22 protein-coding genes are annotated in these 20,481 nt (G+C 68.2%); 10 read left to right on the forward strand and 12 right to left on the reverse strand.

The annotated features are described in order from the left end of the window. Positions 1-465 precede the first annotated feature (465 nt). Positions 466-858 carry a hypothetical protein gene (locus ACXIZN_RS28795; protein WP_457958135.1) on the forward strand — a complete coding sequence of 131 codons (393 nt, stop codon included), beginning with the start codon at positions 466-468 and terminating at the stop codon, positions 856-858. A 10-nt stretch (positions 859-868) separates the two neighbouring features. Further along, the gene (gene hisS, locus ACXIZN_RS28800) at positions 869-2,155 is read left to right on the forward strand and encodes a histidine--tRNA ligase (protein ID WP_457958137.1); all 1,287 of its coding nucleotides are present in this window, start codon (positions 869-871) and stop codon (positions 2,153-2,155) included. 48 nt (positions 2,156-2,203) lie between these two features. Here hisS and ACXIZN_RS28805 read toward each other — a convergent pair whose 3' ends face one another. From ACXIZN_RS28805 to ACXIZN_RS28815, 3 genes are read right to left on the reverse strand one after another with little or no spacing between them, the layout of a single operon-like run. Continuing rightward, complete coding sequence (locus ACXIZN_RS28805; protein ID WP_457958138.1) at positions 2,204-3,205, reverse strand: aldo/keto reductase; 1,002 nt, start codon at positions 3,203-3,205, stop codon at positions 2,204-2,206. Between the two features lie 26 nt (positions 3,206-3,231). Further along, positions 3,232-4,215: an aldo/keto reductase gene (locus tag ACXIZN_RS28810; RefSeq protein WP_457958140.1), complete on the reverse strand. Its 984-nt coding sequence runs from the start codon at positions 4,213-4,215 to the stop codon at positions 3,232-3,234. Further along, positions 4,212-4,613, reverse strand: coding sequence for a MerR family transcriptional regulator (locus ACXIZN_RS28815; protein ID WP_126735239.1), 402 nt, complete (start codon positions 4,611-4,613; stop codon positions 4,212-4,214). Before ACXIZN_RS28815 ends, ACXIZN_RS28810 begins: the two co-directional genes overlap by 4 nt. Positions 4,614-4,697: 84 nt before the next feature. Between ACXIZN_RS28815 and ACXIZN_RS28820 the strand changes: the two genes are divergently transcribed. Then, complete coding sequence (locus ACXIZN_RS28820; RefSeq protein ID WP_126735240.1) at positions 4,698-5,291, forward strand: TetR/AcrR family transcriptional regulator; 594 nt, start codon at positions 4,698-4,700, stop codon at positions 5,289-5,291. 283 nt (positions 5,292-5,574) lie between these two features. On the opposite strand, the gene ACXIZN_RS28825 is transcribed toward ACXIZN_RS28820, so the two are convergent. The 4 genes from ACXIZN_RS28825 to ACXIZN_RS28840 form a co-directional block, all read right to left on the reverse strand. Then, positions 5,575-6,855 (reverse strand): hypothetical protein, encoded by a 1,281-nt coding sequence (locus ACXIZN_RS28825; RefSeq protein ID WP_457958142.1) that lies wholly within the window; start codon positions 6,853-6,855, stop codon positions 5,575-5,577. Then, positions 6,852-7,445, reverse strand: a complete 594-nt coding sequence (locus ACXIZN_RS28830) for an RNA polymerase sigma factor (RefSeq protein ID WP_457960625.1) — start codon at positions 7,443-7,445, stop codon at positions 6,852-6,854. The genes ACXIZN_RS28825 and ACXIZN_RS28830 overlap by 4 nt, the downstream gene beginning before the upstream one ends. A gap of 92 nt (positions 7,446-7,537) precedes the next feature. Next, complete coding sequence (upp, locus tag ACXIZN_RS28835) at positions 7,538-8,161, reverse strand: uracil phosphoribosyltransferase (protein WP_457958144.1); 624 nt, start codon at positions 8,159-8,161, stop codon at positions 7,538-7,540. 18 nt (positions 8,162-8,179) lie between these two features. Next, positions 8,180-8,623, reverse strand: coding sequence for a protein-tyrosine phosphatase family protein (locus tag ACXIZN_RS28840; protein ID WP_457958146.1), 444 nt, complete (start codon positions 8,621-8,623; stop codon positions 8,180-8,182). A gap of 105 nt (positions 8,624-8,728) precedes the next feature. Here ACXIZN_RS28840 and ACXIZN_RS28845 point away from each other — a divergent pair, with 105 nt between their 5' ends. From ACXIZN_RS28845 to ACXIZN_RS28865, 5 genes are read left to right on the forward strand one after another with little or no spacing between them, the layout of a single operon-like run. Continuing rightward, positions 8,729-9,340 carry a DUF1707 SHOCT-like domain-containing protein gene (locus ACXIZN_RS28845; protein ID WP_126735368.1) on the forward strand — a complete coding sequence of 204 codons (612 nt, stop codon included), beginning with the start codon at positions 8,729-8,731 and terminating at the stop codon, positions 9,338-9,340. Between the two features lie 23 nt (positions 9,341-9,363). Next, positions 9,364-10,524 carry a serine hydrolase domain-containing protein gene (locus tag ACXIZN_RS28850; protein WP_457958147.1) on the forward strand — a complete coding sequence of 387 codons (1,161 nt, stop codon included), beginning with the start codon at positions 9,364-9,366 and terminating at the stop codon, positions 10,522-10,524. Between the two features lie 19 nt (positions 10,525-10,543). Then, positions 10,544-11,518: a deoxyribose-phosphate aldolase gene (deoC, locus tag ACXIZN_RS28855; RefSeq protein ID WP_192746710.1), complete on the forward strand. Its 975-nt coding sequence runs from the start codon at positions 10,544-10,546 to the stop codon at positions 11,516-11,518. 3 nt (positions 11,519-11,521) lie between these two features. Further along, complete coding sequence (locus ACXIZN_RS28860) at positions 11,522-12,955, forward strand: aldehyde dehydrogenase family protein (RefSeq protein ID WP_126735245.1); 1,434 nt, start codon at positions 11,522-11,524, stop codon at positions 12,953-12,955. Further along, entirely contained in the window at positions 12,948-13,814 is an 867-nt protein-coding gene (locus ACXIZN_RS28865) for an aldehyde dehydrogenase family protein (protein WP_457958149.1), read from the forward strand. Before ACXIZN_RS28860 ends, ACXIZN_RS28865 begins: the two co-directional genes overlap by 8 nt. A 240-nt stretch (positions 13,815-14,054) precedes the next feature. Here ACXIZN_RS28865 and ACXIZN_RS28870 read toward each other — a convergent pair whose 3' ends face one another. Then, complete coding sequence (locus ACXIZN_RS28870; RefSeq protein WP_457958150.1) at positions 14,055-14,693, reverse strand: TetR/AcrR family transcriptional regulator; 639 nt, start codon at positions 14,691-14,693, stop codon at positions 14,055-14,057. A gap of 217 nt (positions 14,694-14,910) precedes the next feature. Here ACXIZN_RS28870 and ACXIZN_RS28875 point away from each other — a divergent pair, with 217 nt between their 5' ends. Both ACXIZN_RS28875 and ACXIZN_RS28880 read left to right on the forward strand, forming a co-directional pair. Next, a complete protein-coding gene (locus ACXIZN_RS28875; RefSeq protein ID WP_457958151.1) occupies positions 14,911-16,125 on the forward strand; it encodes a cytochrome P450 in 1,215 nt (404 codons plus the stop codon). Positions 16,126-16,133: 8 nt separating this feature from the next. After that, positions 16,134-16,328 carry a ferredoxin gene (locus ACXIZN_RS28880; RefSeq protein WP_126735249.1) on the forward strand — a complete coding sequence of 65 codons (195 nt, stop codon included), beginning with the start codon at positions 16,134-16,136 and terminating at the stop codon, positions 16,326-16,328. A 58-nt stretch (positions 16,329-16,386) separates the two neighbouring features. Here the strand turns inward: ACXIZN_RS28880 and ACXIZN_RS28885 are convergent, their stop codons facing one another. From ACXIZN_RS28885 to ACXIZN_RS28900, 4 genes are read right to left on the reverse strand one after another with little or no spacing between them, the layout of a single operon-like run. Beyond that, positions 16,387-17,202 carry a carbohydrate ABC transporter permease gene (locus ACXIZN_RS28885; RefSeq protein ID WP_457958153.1) on the reverse strand — a complete coding sequence of 272 codons (816 nt, stop codon included), beginning with the start codon at positions 17,200-17,202 and terminating at the stop codon, positions 16,387-16,389. After that, a complete protein-coding gene (locus ACXIZN_RS28890) occupies positions 17,199-18,134 on the reverse strand; it encodes a carbohydrate ABC transporter permease (RefSeq protein ID WP_457958155.1) in 936 nt (311 codons plus the stop codon). The genes ACXIZN_RS28885 and ACXIZN_RS28890 overlap by 4 nt, the downstream gene beginning before the upstream one ends. Next, positions 18,134-19,474, reverse strand: a complete 1,341-nt coding sequence (locus ACXIZN_RS28895; protein WP_192747950.1) for an ABC transporter substrate-binding protein — start codon at positions 19,472-19,474, stop codon at positions 18,134-18,136. Before ACXIZN_RS28895 ends, ACXIZN_RS28890 begins: the two co-directional genes overlap by 1 nt. Continuing rightward, on the reverse strand, positions 19,467-20,471 hold the full coding sequence (locus ACXIZN_RS28900) for a zinc-dependent alcohol dehydrogenase family protein (RefSeq protein WP_457958156.1): 1,005 nt from the start codon (positions 20,469-20,471) through the stop codon (positions 19,467-19,469). The genes ACXIZN_RS28895 and ACXIZN_RS28900 overlap by 8 nt, the downstream gene beginning before the upstream one ends. Between the last annotated feature and the right edge of the window lie 10 nt (positions 20,472-20,481).

Here is a 20,481-nt window from a genome sequence, read left to right on the forward strand (position 1 = left end):
GTCCGGCCTACTCGGCGCCGACGGGTGGCTCGTGGACAAGACGTGTCGCGAAAGCCACTTTCGCGACGCCTGATGTCCCGAAAGTGGCTTTCGCGACNCGCGGACATCGCCTACGTCCGGGAGCGCGTCGCCTCCGCCTGAGGCCACGACCACCCGGCGGAAGCGGGACTCAGGCGTTGAGCGCGGGCCGCCGCCCAGCGTGTCGCGAAAGCCACTTTCGCGACGCCTGATGTCCCGAAAGTGGCTTTCGCGACACCAGCACCGCGGCCGCGGGGACACAGGGGACCCCCGCGTCCGATGCGGCGAAAGTCCCTTTCACCTCGCCCGGCAGCGTCTTGACGGCAAGAGAACCTGAATCGCCGCTCACGACCAACCCGACCGCTCCCGAAAGTGGGACGACAACTTTGGTGACAGCGTTTTAAAACAGTGTTACCGTTGGCCTCCCCTGCGGCGAAAGGAACAACCATGGAAGGTCCCATCAGGCTCTTCACCGTCATCGCGCTCGTTTCACTGCCCACGGTGATGTATGGCGGCTACGCGCTGATGGGTGTCCTGCGTGACCGGAAACTGACCGAACACCAGCGCGGGATGTTCCGCGCCGGCCACGCGCACGCCGGCGTCCTGCTGGTTCTCGCCCTGGTCGCGCTGCAGATCCTCGGGCAGACCGGGCTCCCGGGCACCGCGCTGTGGATCGTCTGCTTCCTGCTGCTGTTCGGCGTGCTCGCCCAGTCCGGCGGCTTCTTCCTGCACCTGGCACCGGGCAAGGGCAAGCTCGGCGGGCGGGTCACCAGTGCCGGTGCGGTGCTGCTCGGAGCGGCGATCCTGACCACCGCGTACGGCGTCGCCTTCGCTGGTTAAGCTTGTTGACGTGCCTGAATACCTGCCGACAGCCCCCGCCAAGGGGACCCGCGACTTCCTGCCCGCCGAGATGTCCGTCCGGACGCAGGTGTTCGGCCATCTCTACGACGTGCTCGAACTCCGGGGTTTCCTCCGCTACGACGGGCCGATCCTCGAACCCGCCGAGATCTACGAGCGGAAGTCCGGGCAGGAGATCGCGGACCAGCAGCTGTACACGCTGACCACCAAGGGCGGCGAGCGGCTGGCGCTGCGCCCGGAGATGACGCCGTCGGTCGCCAGGATGATCGCGGGCAACGCCAAATCGCTGCAGTTCCCGGTGCGCTGGTACAGCCACCCGAACTGCCACCGCTACGAGCGGCCGCAGCGCGGCCGGGTCCGCGAGCACTGGCAGATCAACGCGGACATCTTCGGTTCGGACAGCGCGAACTGTGAGATCGAGATCTTCGAGCTGATCCACGACATGATGAGCGCGCTCGGCGCGACGCCGGACATGTTCCAGGTGCGCGCCAACGACCGGAACCTGCTCTCTTCGGCGCTCACCGACATCGTCGGCGTGACCGCGGAGCAGCTGCCGCAGGTGTTCACCCTGGTGGACCGCTGGGAGAAGTCGGACCGCACCAAGCTGAGCGACACCGCGACCGAGATCGGGCTGACGGACAAGCAGTTCGAGAAGCTGACCGAGATCCTGACCTCCGGCGCGGCCCTGCTCGACGAGCTGCCGGAGCAGGTCAAGGAGAACTCGAACCTGGTCAAGGTGCTGAACAGCGGCGCCGCGGACCTGATCACGTTCGATCCGATGATCGTGCGCGGGCTGGCGTACTACACGTCGACCGTGTTCGAGGTCTTCGACACCTCTCCGGAGAACCGTCGCGCCCTCTTCGGCGGCGGCCGGTACAGCGACCTGGCGTCGTTGTTCACCTCGCAGCAGATCCCCGGGATCGGCTTCGGCATGGGCGACGTCACGCTGATCGATTTCCTCGACACGCACGGCCTCACCCCGAAGCCGCGCAGCGAGGTCGACGTCGTGGTGATCCCGGTGATCGAAGAGCTCACCGACGCCTCGCGCGAGGTCGCCGGGCGGCTCCGGAAGGCCGGGCTGCGCACGTCCACGCCCGTCGAGCTCCGCAAGCTGGGCAAGGAGCTCACCCGGGCGGACAAGGCCGGGGCGCGTGCCGTGGTGATCGTCGGCCAGGAAGACTGGGACGCCGGAAACGTGACCGTCCGCGGGCTCGCCACCCGCGAACAGCAGACCGTGGCCGTCGACAGTGTCGTCGACGCGGTCACGTCTTTGCTCTGACAACGAAAAAGCCGGCGCCCCGCGAACGGGGCGCCGGCTTTGTCGTGTTCAGCGGGACAGCATGCGCATGGCCGCTTCGGGGTAGCGCTCCCCCGCGACCGCGTCGGCCGGGACCGCCGCTTCGATCGCGGCGATGTCCTCGGCGGTCAGCTTCAGGCCGACAGACGCCACGTTCTCTTCGAGGTACTTGCGGCGCTTGGTGCCCGGGATCGGCACGACGTCGTCACCCTGCGCCTGCACCCAAGCCAGCGCGAGTTGCCCGGCGGTGACGCCCTTCTGCTCGGCCAGCGCGCGCAACACCTCGACGATCGCCATGTTGCGCTCGAAGTTGCCCTCGGCGAAACGCGGCTGGGTCGTCTGACGGAAGTCACCTTCCGCGAAGTCCTCTTTGGACTTGAAGCGGCCGGTGAGGAAGCCGCGGCCCAGCGGGGAATACGGCACCAGCCCGATGCCGAGCTCACGGCAGACCGGGACGACCTCGTTCTCGATGTCGCGCGACCACAGCGACCATTCCGTCTGCACCGCCGTCACCGGATGCACGGCGTGCGCCCGCCGGATGGTGTCCGGACCGGCCTCGGACAGGCCGATGTGCCGGATCTTCCCCTGCTCGACCAGCGAGGACAGGGCGCCCGCGGTCTCCTCGATCGGCACGTCCGGGTCGACGCGGTGCTGGTAGTAGAGGTCGATGTGGTCGACGTTCAACCGGCGAAGCGAAGCCTCGACCTGTTGGCGCACATAGAATTCGTCGCCTCGGATCCCGCGCTTCGATGGATCCGCCTCGTCGCGCACGATGCCGAACTTGGTCGCCAGCACGACCTGGTCCCGCTTGCCCGCCAGCGCGCGGCCGACCAATTCCTCGTTGCGGCCGAAGCCGTACATGTCGGCGGTGTCGATGAGGGTGACGCCCAGTTCGATCGCGCGGTGGATCGTCGCGATCGATTCGGTGTCGTCGCCCTGGCCGTAGAACTCGCTCATGCCCATGCAGCCGAGCCCCTGCGCGCCGACTTCCAGCGTGCCGAGCCTGCGGGTGGGCAGGGTGGAACCCGTCATGATCTCTCTCGCAATTCTGTGGGGGTTTACTTACCGGCGGCGCGGGCGAGCCGCTCCGGGTAACGCTCACCGGCGAACGCCTCGGCGGGCGCGGCCTTTTCGATGGCCTCGATGTCCACTTCGGACAGTTTCAGCTCCGCCGCGGCGGCGTTCTCTTCCAGGTACTTGCGGCGCTTGGTACCCGGGATCGGCACGACGTCGTCACCCTGCGCCTGCACCCAAGCCAGCGCCAGCTGCCCCGCGGTGACGCCCTTCTGCTCGGCCAGCGCCCGCAACGCCTCGACGATCGCCATGTTGCGCTCGAAGTTGCCCTCGGCGAACCGGGGCAGGCCGCGGCGCAGGTCGTCCGCCGGAAGGTCCTTCACCGACGTCACGCCGCCGGTGAGGAAACCGCGGCCCAGCGGCGAAAACGGCACGATGCCGATGCCGAGCTCGCGAACGGTCGAGAGGATCTCGCCTTCGATGCCGCGAGTCCACAGGGACCACTCGCTCTGCAGCGCCGTCACCGGGTGGACGGCGTGGGCGCGCCGGATCGTCTCGGCGCTGGCCTCGGAGATCCCGGCGTAGCGGATCTTGCCCTCTTGGACCAGCTCCGCGAGCGCGCCCCAGGTCTCCTCGACCGGCGTGTCCGGGTCGACCCGGTGCTGGTAGTACAGGTCGATGTGGTCGACGTTCAGCCGCCGAAGGGACTCTTCGCAGCTCTGCTTGACGTACGCCGCGTCGCCGCGCGCGGACATCCCGCCGTCCTGATCCCAGACGATGCCGAACTTGGTCGCAAGGACGACCTGGTCCCGCTTGCCCGCGATCGCGCGGCCGACGAGCTCTTCGTTCGCTCCAGCGCCGTAGATGTTCGCGGTGTCGATCAGGGTCACCCCCAGCTCGAGCGCGCGGTGGACGGTGGCGATCGACTCCGTGTCGTCGTCGCGGACGCCGTAGGCCTGGCTCATCCCCATGCAGCCGAGCCCCTGGGCCCCGACCTCCAGGCCGCCGAGCCTCCTGGTGCTGATCACGCTGAAATTCCCTCCACGGTGGCTCCGGTGCCGAGCACCTTGCGTTCCACCTGGTCGTAGTGGTCGATCTTGTAGTCGAGGATGTCGAGGCAGGTCTGCAGCTCGGCGATCCGGTCGGCGACCGATTTGCGCTGGTCGACGAGGATCGCCTTACGCCTGCCCGCGCTCGCCGCCCCGTGGTGGCGCAGGGAGGCGTACTCCCGCATCCGCTTGATGGGCATGCCGGTCAGGCGGAGCTTGGTCAGGAACGCCAGCCACCCGAGGTCGTCATCGCTGTAGGCGCGGCGCCCGGCCGCGTCCCGCGCCGGGGGCTCGACGAGTTTGATGCGCTCGTAGTACCGGAGAGTGTCGATGGACAGTCCGCTACGTCGCGCGGCTTCCGCTATCGAGTAGCTCATGCGAACGACACTACGACCTGGAGTGCGCTCCAGGTCAACTCCGAATCCGAGCGATCGATAACAGCGTTGCGATACTCTCCGCGCATGCCCCGTCCCAGGACGCACGACGAGAACCTCCGGCTGAAACTGCTGGACCGCGCCGGTGAGCTCATCTCGGCCGACGGCCCCAAGGCGCTGAGCCTCCGCAAACTGGCCGCCGACGTCGGCACGTCCACCACCGCGGTCTATTCACTCTTCGGCGGGAAAACGGACCTCGTCAGCGCCCTGTTCACCGAGGGCTTCCGCCGCTTCGGCCGCCGGATGGCCGGGGTCACGCTGAGCGGCGACCCGGTCGAGGACCTGGTGCGGCTCGGCGTCGCGTACCGGGAAAGCGCGCTGGCCGACCCGCATCTCTACGCGATCATGTTCACGAAGTCGGTGCCGGGTTTCGAACCGGCGGAGGAGATGTCCGAGCGAGCCCGCGCCACGATGGCGCCGCTGGAGGGCACGATCCGCAAGGCCGTCGCCGACGGCGTCTTCCTCGACGTGCCGCCCGAGGTCGTGACGGTGGCCTGCTGGGGATTCGTGCACGGGCTCGTGTCGCTGGAGCTGAACGGGAACCTTCCGGAGCAGTACACCGTGAGCACGGCTTACGAGACCGCGCTGCGGGTGAACGCCTCCGGCTGGCTGCGCCGGTGACCCGCGTTTAGCGGGCTAATCGCGATCTGTGCGCCCTGGGCTGGCGGGCAAGTCCGTGAAGGCCTCCTTGCCTACCTTCAGGGTAGGGAGGGAGGCCTTCACTACGTCGTCACCTCGGCGGCCGGGCGCCGGATCGCGTTTAGCCCGCTAAACGCAGGTCCGCCCGGCCACGCCCAAGTACATGAAGGCCCCCATCCTTGCGCCTAGCTCCGTGAAGGCCCCCTTCATGTACTGCCCGCGCACCCCAAGCAGGCCGGATCGCGTTTAGCCCGCTAAACGCAGGTCAGTAGAGCGGCAGGGTGCCCTCGTGGAGGGTCTTCCCTTCGCCATCGAGGACGACCACGCCCACCTGCCCATTCGGGTCCATCGCCCCGGGGAGCTCCGGTCGCCAGACCGCGAAGGTCCCGTCGGTGACCGTCGCGTCGACCTTCTTGCCCGCACCGAAATCGAGCTTCACCGTGGTCGCGGTCCGCGGCACGATCCCGATGAACGGATTCTTCGCGCTGCCAGCCCCGCCCTGCTCGGAGCCGCCGAGCGTTTCGGTCGAAAGTTTGCGCACCGGCCGCCGCTCGGTGGTCTGGTCGGAGAAGAGGCGGTAGTACTCGCTCGTTCCGTCGCGATACCCGAGCCCGCCCTGGCAGACGGCGAACCTGTCGCCGAGCCGGGCGACGACCACCTTGACGTCATCGCCTTCGAGCAGCGTCCCGGTCTCGTACACATCGACGTCGGGCAGCGGTTCGGTCGCTCCCTCCACGCAGGTCTGGAAGAACTGCCCCGCCGGTGTGCCCCGGTCCGGCACCACGGGCGGGACGCGATCGATCTCCGTCACAGCCGGTTCGGGCGCGGGCCGAAGGGCGTGCGGCGCGACAGTGACACCGTTGCCCGGCTCTCCCGTGTACGGCCCGACCGAGTACGTGGTCCGCGAAGGTTTGGACTGCGAGAGCAGCACGAACAGGTTCCCGTTCCGGAAGATCGATACCTCGGACGAGGCCGTCGAATCGGCGGTCCGGCTGAAGACCTCCATCTTTTCCCAGCCAGGGTCGGCCACCCCGGCGACCGTTCCGGCGCGGCTCGTCAGCAGTGCCGCGGCCTTGGTGCCCGTGGCATAGGACGGGGCGGCGTCCGGATCGGACACCGTCGCCGTGATCGACGTGGTTTCACAGAAGAAGGTCTTGCCGCCCGCGCGCACCGCGACGACCGTCACGGACGTCCAGGAAGGGGCGACGGTGAATTGCGGCACCCACTCGTCACGTGCGGGGAAGCTCGCGGCCCTGCCCCGGGTCTGGAGCGCCGCCCAGCATCGGTTCATCGCCTCCTCCGCCTTCGGCCGGTCGAGGGAGAAGTCAGGGTTCGCGACGACGGGACCCTGCCCGTCCGGTTCCCGGATGAGCACCGTCGTGACCAGGGCGCCGGCCAGGACCAGGACCACGGCGGCCGCGGCGGCGACGATCGGCCATCGCCGCCGTTCGGGTTTTCCCATCCCCTCCCGCAGGGACATCCGCAGGTTGTCCAGCACTTCCGGAGGGAGTTCGCGCCTGCCGGGCAGGCCGAGGTCGTCGGTCATTTCTCCTCCAGGGCGGCCCGCAGCTGCGTACGGGCCCGCGAGATGTGGGCGCGAACGGTCACCTCGGCGACGCCGAGCAGTTCGGCGGCGTCGGCGAAGGAGAGATCGCCGAGCAGGCAGAGTTCGACGGCTTGCCGCTGCGATTTCGGCAGCTTCGCGACCAAGGCGAGCACCTGCCGAAGGCGGTCTTCGCCGTCGAGCTGGTCGACGACGCTGTCGGCGTGGTCGGACACCGACCGCGGCTCCGGCAGGCGCCGGACGAGCCGGAGCCGCCGCCCGGTGCTGCGGTGTTCGCTGCGCGCGAGGTTGCCCACGACGGTGTACAGCCAGGGCAACGCGCTTTCGCGGATGAGGGTGATGTCCGCCCGGCGCCGCCAGGCGGTGAGAAACGTCGTCGACGTCAGGTCTTCGGCCGACGCCCACGACCCGGTGAGCCGGTAGGCGTGGTTCCACACCGGCTGGACATGCCGTTCGAACAGCTCGGTGAACGCCGCGTGGTCACCGCCCGCGGCCGCCCGCCAAAGCTCCGTGTCGCTCCTGTCGGGAGGAGGTTCGCAAGAGTCCACCGGCACCCCCACCGTTCCGGTCACTGTTCTGGTCACATCCGTCAGTGACCGGCAACGGGGGAGTTGTTGCGAACCGGCCGGATCGCGTTTAGCGGGCTAAACGCGATCCGGCGGCGTCAGACGGCCCCGTACTGCCGGTCCCCCGCGTCACCGAGACCCGGCACGATGAACCCGGAGTCGTTCAGCCGCTCGTCGATGCTCGCGGTCACCACCCGCAGCGGCAGGCCGGCCTTCTTCAGATGCTCGATGCCTTCGGGGGCCGCCAGCGCGCAGATCGCGGTGACGTCGGTGGCGCCGCGATCGGTGAGCAGCCGGATCGTGTACTCCATCGACCCGCCGGTCGCCAGCATCGGATCGAGCACCATCACCGGCCGGTCGGCGAGCGATTCGGGCAGCGACTCGAGATACGGCGTCGGCTTGAGCGTCTCCTCGTCGCGCGCGAGGCCGACGAAACCCATTTGGGCGTCCGGGATCAGCTTGTGCGCCTGGTCCGCCATCCCGAGCCCGGCCCGCAGCACCGGCACGAGCAGCGGCGGGCTCGCCAGCGCGTAGCCGTCGGTCCGCGCCACCGGGGTGTGGATCCGCTCGATCCGCACGGGGATGTCGCGGGTGGCTTCGTAAACCAGCATGACGGTCAGTTCGTGCAGCGCCGCGCGGAAGGCGGCGCTGTCGGTGCGCGCGTCGCGCATGGTGGAGAGCCTGGCCTTGGCCAGCGGGTGATCAACGACGTGCACATCCATGCCGGTCAATTTAGCCCGTCACGCCTGCCGCGCGAACCAGCCGACCCAGCGGCGCTGCCAGGGCGTCTCCACCGAACGCTTGTCGTGGTTGGCCCGCGCCCACGCCACCGCCTCGTCCGCGCTCAGCCCCGAAAGGGTGGCGAGACAGGACAGCACCGTCCCGGTCCGCCCCACTCCGCCGTAACAGGCGACCTCGACGCCCTCGCCCGCCGCCGCCCGGGTGTGCAGGTCGACGATCCGGCGCCGCGCGTCCGCCCAGTCCGTCGGCAGGAGGAAGTCGGGCCAGCGGATCCACGCCCGTTCCCAGTCCATTTTGTGATCGTGCTTCCGGCGCAGCTTCGCGCCGCCCAAATACAGTCCGAAATCCGGCGAGGGCCCGTCTGGCCAGGGCCGACCCAGGCCCCGTCCGCGCACCTTGATCCCGTCCGGCAGCTCGACGGCGCCGGGTAGTGAGTTCCCCATCACCGGAGGATGCCACTGTCGACCAGAAGATGGACGCTTGGCCTTCTCCTCGGCGCTAGGCTCCTCCAGGTGAGTGAAGAGCCGGCCCTGCCGGGCCCCGAACAGATGCGCATCTCCGACGCCGACCGCGAGCAGGTCGCGCAGGTGCTGCACGCGGCGATGTCCGAAGGGCGCATCACCATCAACGAGCTGGAAGAACGGCTCACCGTCGTCTACGCGGCCAAGACCGTCGGAGACCTCAAACCGGTCACCGCGGATCTGCCGCAGCATTCGCGGTCGGCGATCGAGCCGGCGACCTCGCGCGCACTGGGCCTGCCCGACGACCGGATCGGCGGGCATCCGGGCTCCGGCGCCTCGATCGCCGTCATGTCGGGCGCGTCGCGCAAGGGCAGCTGGGTGGTCCCGCCGCAGCACAACAGTTTCGCGTTCTGGGGCGGCGCCGAGCTCGATCTGCGGCACGCGCGGTTCGCCGAGAAGCATTCGACGATCACCGCGGTGGCGATCATGGGCGGGATCGACATCATCGTGCCCGACGACATCAACGTGGACGTCACCGGAATCGGCTTCATGGGCGCCTTCGAACTGGAGGATCGTGCCGGGACTCCCCCGGCGCCGCCGACGGCGCCCACCGTGAAGGTCACCGGCCTGGCATTCTGGGGTGGGGTCGTCGTGAAGCGGAAGCCACGCAAGAAGGACGTGCCTGGAATCGAAGGCTGAACACACACTGGGGGGATGGTCCGATGCGCCGAAGTTTCGTCGCGATCGTTTGTGCCGCAACGCTTTCTGTCACCGCCTTCCCGGCGGTGGCCGCCGAGGACGCCGATCCGCGCCAGACCGCGATGGACGCGGCCGTCGCCGCGGGCATCCCCGGCATGGTCGCCGTCTCCGACGGATTCCGCGGCGTGAGCGGCGTCGCGGACATCGACCGGCCGGGCAAGCCCGACGCGTCGGGCCGCTGGCGGATCGCGAGTGTGTCGAAGGTGTTCGTCGCGACGCTGGTCCTGCAGCTCGTGGCGGAAAAGCGCGTCGGGCTGGACGAGCCCGTGCGGCGCTACCTGCCTGGACTGCTGCCGTATCCGGAGCCGATCACCGTCCGCCAGCTGCTGCAGCACACCAGCGGCCTCCCGCGCGACCTGCTCCCCGAGGACACTTGGTCGTCGCCCGCGGAGGTCGACACCGAACGCTTCGAGCACTTCGACAGCGACGACATGATCCGCCTGAGCGTGTCGAAGCAGCCGCTCCAGTTCAAACCCGGAACGGGCTGGGCGTACTCGAACACCGGCTACAACGTCCTCGGCCTGCTGGTCGAGAAGGTCACCCGGAAGCCGCTGGAACGCGCGCTCGCCGAGCGCGTCACCGGGCCGCTGCACCTGCGCGACACCTCGCTCCCCCGCGACTTCCCGTTCCTGCTCCGCCCGGCAGCCCGCGGCTACGAGCAGCTGTACGACGCGCCGCGCGGCCTCACCGACGTCACCACCTACAACTACTCGCGCTACTTCGGCGCGGGCGGCATGGTGTCTTCGGCCAAGGACCTCAACCGCTTCTTCGAGGCGTTGCTCGGCGGGCGCCTGCTGCCCGCCGATCTGGTGGCCGAGATGAGGAAGACGGTCCCGGTGGGCGGTGGCATGGAGTACGGCCTCGGCCTGATGAAGCTGAACCTCAAGGCCGCGGGTGCCTGCGCCGAGGAGATCTCGATCTGGGGCCACGGCGGCGACCTGCCCGGCTTCGCCACCCTCAGCTTCCACGACGACTCCGGCAAGAACATCTCCACGCTGGCCACCGTGGACCTCACCGCGTCGCCGGAAGCCGCGCTCAAGCGTCAGCTGCCGATGATCTCCGAGTTCTGCTCGCCACTGCCCTCGACCAGGGCGGTCGCCCAGGCCCCGGTGCCCAGCCTGTAGGCCGCTTACACTCACCCGTATGACAGCTACGACCAGCTCGTCAGCGGCGACGGCCACCCCGTCGCCGCTGGCGGACGCGACTCGCGACGAGGCGAGCCTGCGCCGGTTCCTGCACGGGCTGCCTGGTGTCGACCAGGTCGGCGTCGAGCAGCGGGCCGCCGGACTCGGCACGCGCAGCATCAAGAAGGCCGCCAAGCTCTGGGCGATCGACACCGCCATATCGATGGTCGACCTGACGACCCTCGAAGGCGCCGACACCCGGGGCAAGGTCCGCGCGCTCGCCGCGAAGGCGATGCGGCCGGATCCGGAGCGCCCGGACACCCCGCGGGTCGCGGCCGTGTGCGTGTACCCGGACATGGTCGAGACGGCTGTCGAGGCGCTTCGCGGCACCGGCATCCACGTCGCGAGTGTGGCCACCGGCTTCCCGGCAGGCCGCACGAGCCGCGAGATCAAGCTGGCCGACACCAAGATCGCCGTCGACGCCGGCGCCGCCGAAATCGACATGGTGATCGACCGCGGCGCGTTCCTGGAAGGCCGGTACCTGGAGGTCTTCGAGGAGATCCAGGCGATCAAGGCCGCCTGTGGCAGCGCTCACCTCAAGGTGATCCTCGAAACCGGTGAGCTCGCCACCTACGACAACGTCCGCCGCGCGTCCTGGCTCGCGCTGCTGGCGGGCGGCGACTTCATCAAGACCTCCACCGGCAAGGTCTCGCCCGCCGCGACGCTGCCGGTCACCCACGTGATGCTGCAGGCCGTCCGCGACTGGTTCGTCCAGACCGGTGAACTGCGCGGCGTCAAACCGGCCGGTGGCATCCGGACGACCAAGGACGCGATCAAGTACCTGGTCGCGGTGCACGAGGTCGCCGGCGAGCAGTGGCTGAACCCGGATCTGTTCCGGTTCGGGGCGTCCAGCCTGCTCAACGACCTCCTGCTGCAGCGCCGCACCCAGGCCGACGGCCACTACAGCGGTCCCGACTACGTGACGGTGGACTGATCCATGGGCATCTTCGAGTACGCGCCCGCGCCCGAATCGCGCGACCTCGCGAACCTCAAACCGCATTACCGGCCGTTCGTGAACGGCGAATTCGTCGACGGCTCGGGTGAGCCGCTCAAGACGATCAACCCGGCCACCGAAGAGGTGCTCGCCGAGGTCGGCACCGCGTCGGTGTCCGATGTGGACAGTGCGGTGAAGGCCGCACGCAAGGCGTACGACAACGTCTGGTCCAAGATGCCGGGCTCCGAACGCGCCAAGTACCTGTTCCGCATCGCGCGCCTGATCCAGGAACGGTCGCGGGAGCTGGCCGTGCTGGAAAGTCTCGACAACGGCAAGCCGATCAAGGAATCGCGTGATTCCGACGTGCCGACGGCCGCCGCGCACTTCTTCTACCACGCCGGCTGGGCCGACAAGCTCGACTACGCCGGCTACGGCCCGAACCCGAAGCCGCTCGGTGTCGCGGGCCAGGTCATCCCGTGGAACTTCCCGCTGCTGATGCTGGCCTGGAAGATCGCGCCCGCGCTGGCCACCGGCAACACCGTGGTGCTCAAGCCCGCGGAGACCACGCCGCTGACCGCGCTCGTGTTCGCGGAGATCTGCCAGCAGGCCGAACTCCCGCCCGGCGTGGTGAACATCCTGCCCGGCGCCGGGGACATCGGCGCCGCGCTCGTGGGCCACGGCGACGTGAACAAGGTCGCCTTCACCGGATCGACCGAGGTCGGCAAGGCCATCCAGCGCCAGATCGCGGGCACCGCGAAGAAGCTGACGCTGGAACTGGGCGGCAAGGCGGCGAATGTCGTCTTCGATGACGCGCCGCTGGACCAGGCCGTCGAGGGGATCGTCAACGGGATCTTCTTCAACCAGGGCCACGTGTGCTGCGCGGGCTCGCGCCTGCTGGTGCAGGAGTCCATCGCCGAAGAGCTGCTCGAGAAGCTGCGTTACCGCGTCTCGACGCTGCGGCTGGGCGACCCGCTGGACAAGAACACCGACATCGGCGCGATCAACTCCGCCGAGCAGCTCGCGAAGATCAAGGGGCTCGTGGAGTCCGGCGACGCCGAGGGCGCTCAGCGCTGGACCAGCCCGTGCCCGGTGCCGGAACGTGGTTTCTTCTTCGCTCCCACCGTGTTCTCCGACGTTCAGCAGTCGATGCGCATCGCCCGCGAGGAGATCTTCGGGCCGGTGCTTTCGGTGCTGACCTTCCGCACTCCGGACGAGGCCGTCACCAAGGCGAACAACACGCCGTACGGGCTTTCGGCCGGAATCTGGACCGAGAAGGGTTCGCGCATTCTCTGGATGGCGAACCAGCTCCGCGCCGGCGTCGTCTGGGCCAACACGTTCAACCGCTTCGATCCCGCCGCGCCGTTCGGCGGTTACCAGGAGTCGGGTTTCGGCCGCGAAGGCGGACGCACCGGACTGGAGGCCTACCTCGATGTCTGACCGTATTTCGGTGGCGAAGACCTACAAGCTCTACATCGGCGGCAAGTTCCCCCGCTCGGAATCCGGCCGCGTGTACCCGGTCACCGACACCAAGGGCAAGTTCCTGGCGAACGCCTCGCACGCGTCCCGCAAGGACGTCCGTGACGCGGTTTCCGCCGCCCGCAAGGCTTTCGGCGGCTGGTCGGCGGCGACCGCGTACAACCGCGGCCAGGTGCTGTACCGGGTGGCGGAGATGCTGGAAGGCCGCCGCGAACAGTTCGTCGCCGAGGTTTCGGCGTCCGAAGGCGTCGCGGCGAAGAAGGCTCAGTCCATTGTGGACGCGTCGATCGACCGCTGGGTCTGGTACGCGGGCTGGACGGACAAGATCGCGACCGTGCTCGGCGGGGCCAACCCGGTCGCGGGCCCGTACTTCTCCTTCACCGTGCCGGAACCGACCGGCGTCGTGGGTGTGCTGGCGCCGCAGCAGTCGTCGCTGCTGGGCCTGGTGAGCGTGCTGGCCCCGGTGCTGGCGACCGGCTCGACCGCGGTGGTCGTCTCCAGCGCGGACCGGCCGCTGCCCGCGATCACGCTTTCGGAGGTCCTGGCGACGTCCGACCTGCCCGGCGGGGTCGCGAACATCCTGACCGGCCGCGCGTCGGAGCTGGGCTCGTGGCTCGCGTCGCACGGGGACGTCAACGCCCTCGACCCGACCGGTGCCGATCCGTCCGCGCGGGCGGACTTGGCGCGGGAAGCCGCGGGGACCGTGAAGCGGGTCCTGACCGTTCCGGACGCCGAGCCGGACTGGACCGCCGACGCCGACATCTCGCGGCTGCGGCGGTACCTGGAGGCGAAGACGGTCTGGCATCCGCTGGGCGTCTGACCCACCCCTTTCGGACAGTTGGACACCTGAAGTCCGTGAAGGCCTCCTTCCCTACTTTGAGGGTAGGGAAGGAGGCCTTCACGGCGTCGGATCGCGCCGGGTCGCGCCGATGTCGCGAAAGCCACTTTCGGGACATCAGACGTCGCGAAAGTGGCTTTCGCGACATGGCTCGACGACCGCCCGGCGTTGCGAAAGTGGCTTTCGCAACCACCTTCGCCGCATCACCGGCCGGCCAAGACCTCACGGATCCAGATCGGCCCCGGTCAGCGCCCGCCCCGGCAGCGGCTCGTTCGTGCCGACGGCCCGCAGGCCGTCGATCATGATCCCGATGCAGCGCCTCGTCGCCATCCGCGCGACCTCCTCGCCCTTGCCCGGCATCTGCCGCAGCAACGTCGCGAACAGGATCGCGACGTCACCAGTGGCGACATCCGGGCGGAGCCTGCCCTCCGCCTGCGCGCCCCGGACGAAAGCGTCCATCACCAGCAGCAACTCGTCACGCAGCGCCTTGATCGCGGGATCACTCTTCAGGATCGCCAGCGCCCGCGGCGACACCATCGCGAGCTGGATGCTCAGCTGCAGCTCCATCGACTGGTGCAGCAGCCGGATCAGCGCCTCCCAGTCAGACGCCTCCTGATCCCTCGCGGCCTTCGCGTCCCTCAGGACCCGGTCGAAGTTGTCGACGGCGACCGCCCGGATCAGCGCGTCGCGGTCCGGGAAGCGCCGGTACAGCGTGCCGACGCCGACACCGGCCGAGCGCGCGATCTCCTCCATCGGGACCTCGGCGCCTTGGGCGGCGAAGATGGCTCTCGCGGCGGCCAGGATCTGATCCCGGTTCCGGCGCGCGTCCGCGCGCAAACGGGTCTCGGGGTCGGCTGTCATGATCCTCGCCTCTCGAAGGGTCCTTCAGGGCCGTGATTCTCGCACGTAAGGGCGTGCCCTTCACGCCTCCCGGGAAACCACCCCTTCGCGAGTGGACGACCCGCCTCCGCTTGAGTACCTTGGTGACATAAGCGGAATAAATCCATCCGCATACGTTTTTGGGGCCCCCTGTCCGATTTCGCCCGAACCCACCCGACATCTGGGGAAGGACAACCCGATGACCGACGTCGAGGAAACCACCGCGACCTTGCCACTGGCCCGGAAATGCCCGTTTTCGCCGCCGCCCGAATACGAACGGCTTCGCCGGGAAAGTCCGGTTTCCCGGGTCGGTCTCCCTTCCGGGCAAACGGCTTGGGCGCTCACCCGGCTCGAAGACATCCGCGAAATGCTGAGCAGCCCGCATTTCAGTTCCGACCGGCAGAGTCCGTCGTTCCCGCTGATGGTCGCGCGGCAGATCCGCCGCGAGGACAAGCCGTTCCGCCCGTCCCTCATCGCGATGGACCCGCCGGAACACAGCAGGGCCAGGCGGGACGTCGTCGGGGAATTCACCGTCAAGCGCATGAAAGCGCTTCAACCGCGAATTCAGCAGATCGTCGACGAACATCTCGACGCCCTGCTCGCCGGACCCAAACCCGCCGATCTCGTCCAGGCGCTTTCCCTGCCGGTTCCGTCCCTGGTGATCTGCGAACTGCTCGGTGTCCCCTATTCGGACCACGAGTTCTTCCAGTCCTGCAGTTCCAGGATGCTCAGCCGGGAGGTCACCGCCGAAGAACGGATGACCGCGTTCGAGTCCCTCGAGAATTATCTCGACGAGCTCGTCACGAAGAAGGAGGCGAACGCCACCGAGGACGACCTCCTCGGCCGTCAGATCCTGAAGCAACAGGAAACGGGCGAGGCCGACCACGGCGAGCTCGTCGGGCTGGCGTTCCTGCTGCTCATCGCCGGCCACGAGACCACGGCGAACATGATCTCGCTCGGCACGGTGACGTTGCTGGAGAACCCCGATCAGCTGGCGAAGATCAAGGCGGATCCGGGCAAGACGCTCGCCGCGATCGAGGAACTCCTGCGGGTCTTCACGATCGCGGAAACGGCGACCTCACGCTTCGCCACGGCGGACGTCGAGATCGGCGGAACGCTCATCCGCGCGGGTGAAGGCGTCGTCGGCCTGAGCAACGCCGGCAACCACGATCCGGACGGCTTCGAGAACCCGGACACCTTCGACATCGAACGCGGCGCGCGCCATCACGTCGCCTTCGGATTCGGGGTGCATCAATGCCTCGGCCAGAACTTGGCGAGGTTGGAACTCCAGATCGTCTTCGATACGTTGTTCCGGCGAGTACCGGGCCTCCGGATCGCCGTTCCGGTCGACGAACTGCCGTTCAAGCACGATTCGACGATCTACGGCCTCCACGCCCTTCCGGTCACCTGGTAGGAGGAGCCATGAAGATCATCGCGGACACCGGGAAGTGTGTGGGCGCGGGCCAGTGCGTGCTCACCGACCCCGACCTGTTCGACCAGAGCGAGGACGACGGGACGGTCATCGTGCTGAACGCCGAGCCCGAAGGCGAAGAGGCGGAAGAGAACGCCCGCACCGCCGTGCATATTTGCCCGGGGCAAGCCTTGTCGCTCGCATGAGAAGTGGGGCTCGTGAGTGGTAAGGACGGTTAGAACCGTCCTTACCACTCACGAGGTTCTACTTGACCGCGCCCATCGACAGACCCCGCACCAGGTGGTTCTGCGCGATCCAGCCGACGATCATCACCGGAAGCGACGCCAGCAGCGCGGCCGCGGAGAGCTGCGCCCAGTACAGGCCCTCGCTGGTGATGAACCCGACCAGGAACACCGGCACCGTCCCGGCCCGCGCGGCGGTGAGGTTGACCGAGTAGAAGAACTCGGTCCACGAGAAGATCACGCAGATCAGCGCGGTCGCGGCCACCCCGGGCGCGACCACCGGCATGATGATCTTCCGCAGCAGGATCGGCAGGGTCGCCCCGTCGATCCGCCCCGCCTCGATCATCTCGTGCGGCACCTCCAGGAAGAACGACCGCATCATCCAGATCGCCAGCGGCAGGTTCATCGAGGTGTACAGGATGATCAGCGCCCACACGTTGTCCAGCAGTTGCGTGTTCTGCGAGATCACGTAGAGCGGGATGATCGCCGCCACGATCGGCAGCATCTTCGTCGACAGGAAGAAGCCGAGCGCGTTGCTCGTCCCCTTCACCGGCGCCAGCGAAAGCGCGTACGCCGCCGGGATTCCCAGCAGCAGCACGAAAACCGTCGAAACAACGGTCACGAACGCCGAGTTCGACAGGTACGGCAGGAAGCCGCGTTCGAGCACGCCCGCGAACTGGTCGAGGGTCGGGGTGAAGAACAGCCGCGGCGGATCGGTGTAGGCGTCGGCCTCCTGTTTGAAGGCCGTGAGGATCATCCACAGCAGCGGGAACACGAACAGGATCGCGATCACCCAGGTCGCGATCGTCAGCGCGCCGGGGCCGAAACGGCTTTTCATTTCGCGCCTCCCTGTACCGAGAACGTGCGGAACATCAGCCGCAGCGCGAAGGTCGCGACGATCATCGTCAGGATCACGACGATCACGCCCATCGCGGACGACTGCCCGATGTCGAAACCCTGGAACGCCCGCTGGTAGATGTAGAACGGCAGGTTCGTGCTGGCCGTCCCCGGGCCGCCTTGCGTCATCAGGAAGATCGCGTCGAAGCTGTTCACGATGTAGATCGCGCCCAGCAGCGTCGCCAGCTGCAGGAACCGGCTCAGATGCGGCAGCGTGATCGCGGTGAACGTCCGCCAGCGGCCGGCGCCGTCGACCGACGCGGCCTCAAGCACGTCCTTCGGCTGGCTCTGCAACCCGGCCAGGATCAGCAGCATCATGAACGGCGTCCACTGCCAGACGACCTGGGCCATCACCGCGGCCAGCGGGAACTCCGAAAGCCAGTCGACATCGGTACCGAACACGAAGTGCAGCAACCCGTAGGTCGGGTCGAACATCGTCGTCTTCCACAGCAGCGCGCCCGCCGCGGGCAGGATCAGGAACGGCGTGATCAGCAGGGTGCGGACCACTCCGCGCCCGAGGAACTTGCGGTCCAGCAGGATCGCCAGCCCCAGGCCGAGCAGTAGCGAGAAGAACACGCACACGACCGTCAGCACCACGGTGTTCAGCAGCGCGGAGAGGAACGTCGAGTCGGCGAAGACGTCGATGTAGTTCTGCAGCCCGACGAAATGCCGCGAACCCGGTCGCACCAGGTTCCACGACTGGAACGAGTAGAACACCGTCAGCACGAAGGGCAACTGCGTCACGGCGACGACGAACAGCAGCGCGGGCAGCAACGGCAGCCGTCGTTTGAACGGCGTATCGGTGCCGCGTTTCGGAGCCGCCTTCTTCGCGTGGGCGGGCTCCGGGCGGGCAGGAGCGGAGATCGTGGCCATCACTGCACCTCCTGATACGACTTGCCGACGGTCTGCGCGTACTCCTGTGACTGTTCGAGTGCTTCGTCCACGGTGATCTGCCCCGCGATCGCCGCCGAGAGCTGCTGGCTCACGCGGGTGCCGAGATCCTGGAACTCGGGGATGCCGACGAACTGGATCCCGGGGTAGGGCACCGGATTCACCATCGCCTTGCGCTGGTCGGCGTCCGCGATCCCGTCCAGTGTCGGCTGCGCGTAGGCCTTGGCGGCCTCGCGGTATTCAGGGATGTCGTACGTCGATTTCCGCACGCCCGGCGGGACGCGGTTCCAGTCGCCGAATTCCTTGGCGACCCGCTGCACGTACGCCTTGTCGGTCATCCAGGACATGAACTTGAAGGCGATGTCCTTGTGCTTCGCGACCTTCGGGATCGCCAACGCCCACGTGTAGAGCCAGCCGCTGGACTGCGTCTTCTCCACCGGCGCCGGGGCGTAGCCGGACTTCCCGACGACCTTGCTGGCCGACGGATCCTCGTTCGTCCCCGCCATGACCGTGGCGTCGTACCACATCGCGGCCTGGCCCTGCGTGTAGCGCGTTCCGCATTCGGAGAAGCCCGCGCTCGACGCGCCGACCTCGCCGTGGTTCCGCACGAGGTTCACGTAGAACTCCGCGGCGGCCTTGAACTCGGGGCTGGTCAGCTTCGCGTTCCAGTCCTTGTCGAACCACTGCGCGCCGAAGGTGTTGGCGACCGTGGTGAACGGCGCGAGGCTCTCACCCCAGCCGGGCTTGCCGCGCAGGCAGATCCCGGCGATACCCTTGGCCTTGTCGTCGAGTTTCGCGGCGTACTCGGCGATCTGCGTCCAGGTCGGCTTGGCGGGCATGGTGATCCCGGCCTGCTCGAACAGATCCTTCCGGTAGGCCAGGAACGACGACTCGCCGTAGAACGGCACCGCGTAGAGCGATCCGTTGTGCGACAAGGATTCCTTGATACTCGGAATGAAGTCGTCCGCGTCGTAGGCGGGGTTCGCCGCGATATGCGGGCCGAGGTTTTCGAGCCAGCCGTTCGCGGCCCACTGCGGCGCCTCGTAGTTGCTGATCATGACGACGTCGAACTCGCCGCCTTCGGTGGCCGTCGACGCGGTGATCTTCGCGCGCGCCTGGTTTTCCGGCAGCGACACGAATTTGAGGCTGACGCCGGGGTTGGCCTTCTCGAACTCGCCGGAAAGCTCGATGGCGTCCTTCATCTGCGGGTTCGCGACGATCGCGACGACGAGCGTCCGGTCACCGGTCCCGAGCGCGCCCGCACCGGCGCATCCGGTGAGGGTCAGCAAGAGGACCGAGAGCAGAGCGGCTGCTTTACGCACCTTCGCCTCCCGGTATGACCTGCACCTTCAGGCCGGCGCCGCTGCGCATGAGGGCGAGAGCGTCGGGGTACTGCTCCAGCGGCAGGGTGTCGGTGAGCAGCGCGGCGGTGTCGACGGCGCCGTCGGCGACCAGGTCGAGCGCGGCACCGAAGCTGTTCATGACGGCCATCGAGCCGACGACGGTGATCTCGTCGTTGTAGATCCGGAACGGCGAAAGCGCGACGCGTGCTTCGGCGGGCGCGACACCGAAGACCAGTAGGCGGCCTCCGCGCTGAAGCGAGTCGAAAGCGGCTTCGATGGCGGGCGCGGCGCCGGTGCAGTCCGCGGCGGCGTCGAACTTCTCGTCGTCGAGGTCCTTCACGTCGCCCGCGACCGCGGCCGCGCCGAGGTCCATCGCCCGGCCGAGGCGGGAAGTGTTGCGGTCAACTACCGTGACGAGGGCGCCCGCGCGCTGCAGCAACTGCTGCATGATCAGCCCCATCGTGCCCGCCCCGACGACGAGGAACCGCTCCCCCGCCTCGACGCCGATGCGGCGCACGCCGTGGACCGCGCAGGAAACCGGCTCGACGAGGGCGCCCTGCTCCCAGGTCATCGTGTCCGGCATGCGGTAACAGTTCGCCGAAGGGACGGCGACGTACTCGGCGAAGGCACCGTTCACGGTGTCGCCGGTCGCGTTCCAGTTCTCGCAGAGGTTGCCGCGGCCGGACCGGCAAGGCTTGCAGTAGCCGCAGAACAGCGACGGGTCGACGGCCACCCGGTCGCCGATCTTCCAGCCACCCGGCACGTCCGCGCCGAGTTCGACGATCTCGCCGGCGAACTCGTGACCGGGGACGATCGGATAGGGCGTCGGCGGGAAGTGCCCGTCAGCGATGTGGAGGTCGGTCCCGCAGATCCCGCAGGCACCCACCTTGACGACGACCTGGCGATCCCCCGGTTTGGGATCGGGCACCTCGCCGACCCTGATCTCCCCGGGCTTGTCCACGATCGCGGCACGCATGCCAGCTCCT

The sequence above is a fragment of the Amycolatopsis sp. TRM77291 genome (assembly GCF_054166285.1).

Bases quoted from the DNA above. Each gene is read 5' to 3' on its own strand.
- ACXIZN_RS28795 (WP_457958135.1), top strand. From the start codon at position 466: ATGGAAGGTCCCATCAGGCTCTTCACCGTCATCGCGCTCGTTTCACTG.
- ACXIZN_RS28805 (WP_457958138.1), bottom strand. From the start codon at position 3,205: ATGACGGGTTCCACCCTGCCCACCCGCAGGCTCGGCACGCTGGAAGTC.
- ACXIZN_RS28815 (WP_126735239.1), bottom strand. From the start codon at position 4,613: ATGAGCTACTCGATAGCGGAAGCCGCGCGACGTAGCGGACTGTCCATC.
- ACXIZN_RS28820 (WP_126735240.1), top strand. From the start codon at position 4,698: ATGCCCCGTCCCAGGACGCACGACGAGAACCTCCGGCTGAAACTGCTG.
- ACXIZN_RS28825 (WP_457958142.1), bottom strand. From the start codon at position 6,855: ATGACCGACGACCTCGGCCTGCCCGGCAGGCGCGAACTCCCTCCGGAA.
- upp (WP_457958144.1), bottom strand. From the start codon at position 8,161: ATGGATGTGCACGTCGTTGATCACCCGCTGGCCAAGGCCAGGCTCTCC.
- ACXIZN_RS28840 (WP_457958146.1), bottom strand. From the start codon at position 8,623: ATGGGGAACTCACTACCCGGCGCCGTCGAGCTGCCGGACGGGATCAAG.
- ACXIZN_RS28845 (WP_126735368.1), top strand. From the start codon at position 8,729: ATGCGCATCTCCGACGCCGACCGCGAGCAGGTCGCGCAGGTGCTGCAC.
- ACXIZN_RS28850 (WP_457958147.1), top strand. From the start codon at position 9,364: ATGCGCCGAAGTTTCGTCGCGATCGTTTGTGCCGCAACGCTTTCTGTC.
- deoC (WP_192746710.1), top strand. From the start codon at position 10,544: ATGACAGCTACGACCAGCTCGTCAGCGGCGACGGCCACCCCGTCGCCG.
- ACXIZN_RS28860 (WP_126735245.1), top strand. From the start codon at position 11,522: ATGGGCATCTTCGAGTACGCGCCCGCGCCCGAATCGCGCGACCTCGCG.
- ACXIZN_RS28865 (WP_457958149.1), top strand. From the start codon at position 12,948: ATGTCTGACCGTATTTCGGTGGCGAAGACCTACAAGCTCTACATCGGC.
- ACXIZN_RS28870 (WP_457958150.1), bottom strand. From the start codon at position 14,693: ATGACAGCCGACCCCGAGACCCGTTTGCGCGCGGACGCGCGCCGGAAC.
- ACXIZN_RS28875 (WP_457958151.1), top strand. From the start codon at position 14,911: ATGACCGACGTCGAGGAAACCACCGCGACCTTGCCACTGGCCCGGAAA.
- ACXIZN_RS28880 (WP_126735249.1), top strand. From the start codon at position 16,134: ATGAAGATCATCGCGGACACCGGGAAGTGTGTGGGCGCGGGCCAGTGC.
- ACXIZN_RS28885 (WP_457958153.1), bottom strand. From the start codon at position 17,202: ATGAAAAGCCGTTTCGGCCCCGGCGCGCTGACGATCGCGACCTGGGTG.
- ACXIZN_RS28890 (WP_457958155.1), bottom strand. From the start codon at position 18,134: ATGGCCACGATCTCCGCTCCTGCCCGCCCGGAGCCCGCCCACGCGAAG.
- ACXIZN_RS28900 (WP_457958156.1), bottom strand. From the start codon at position 20,471: ATGCGTGCCGCGATCGTGGACAAGCCCGGGGAGATCAGGGTCGGCGAG.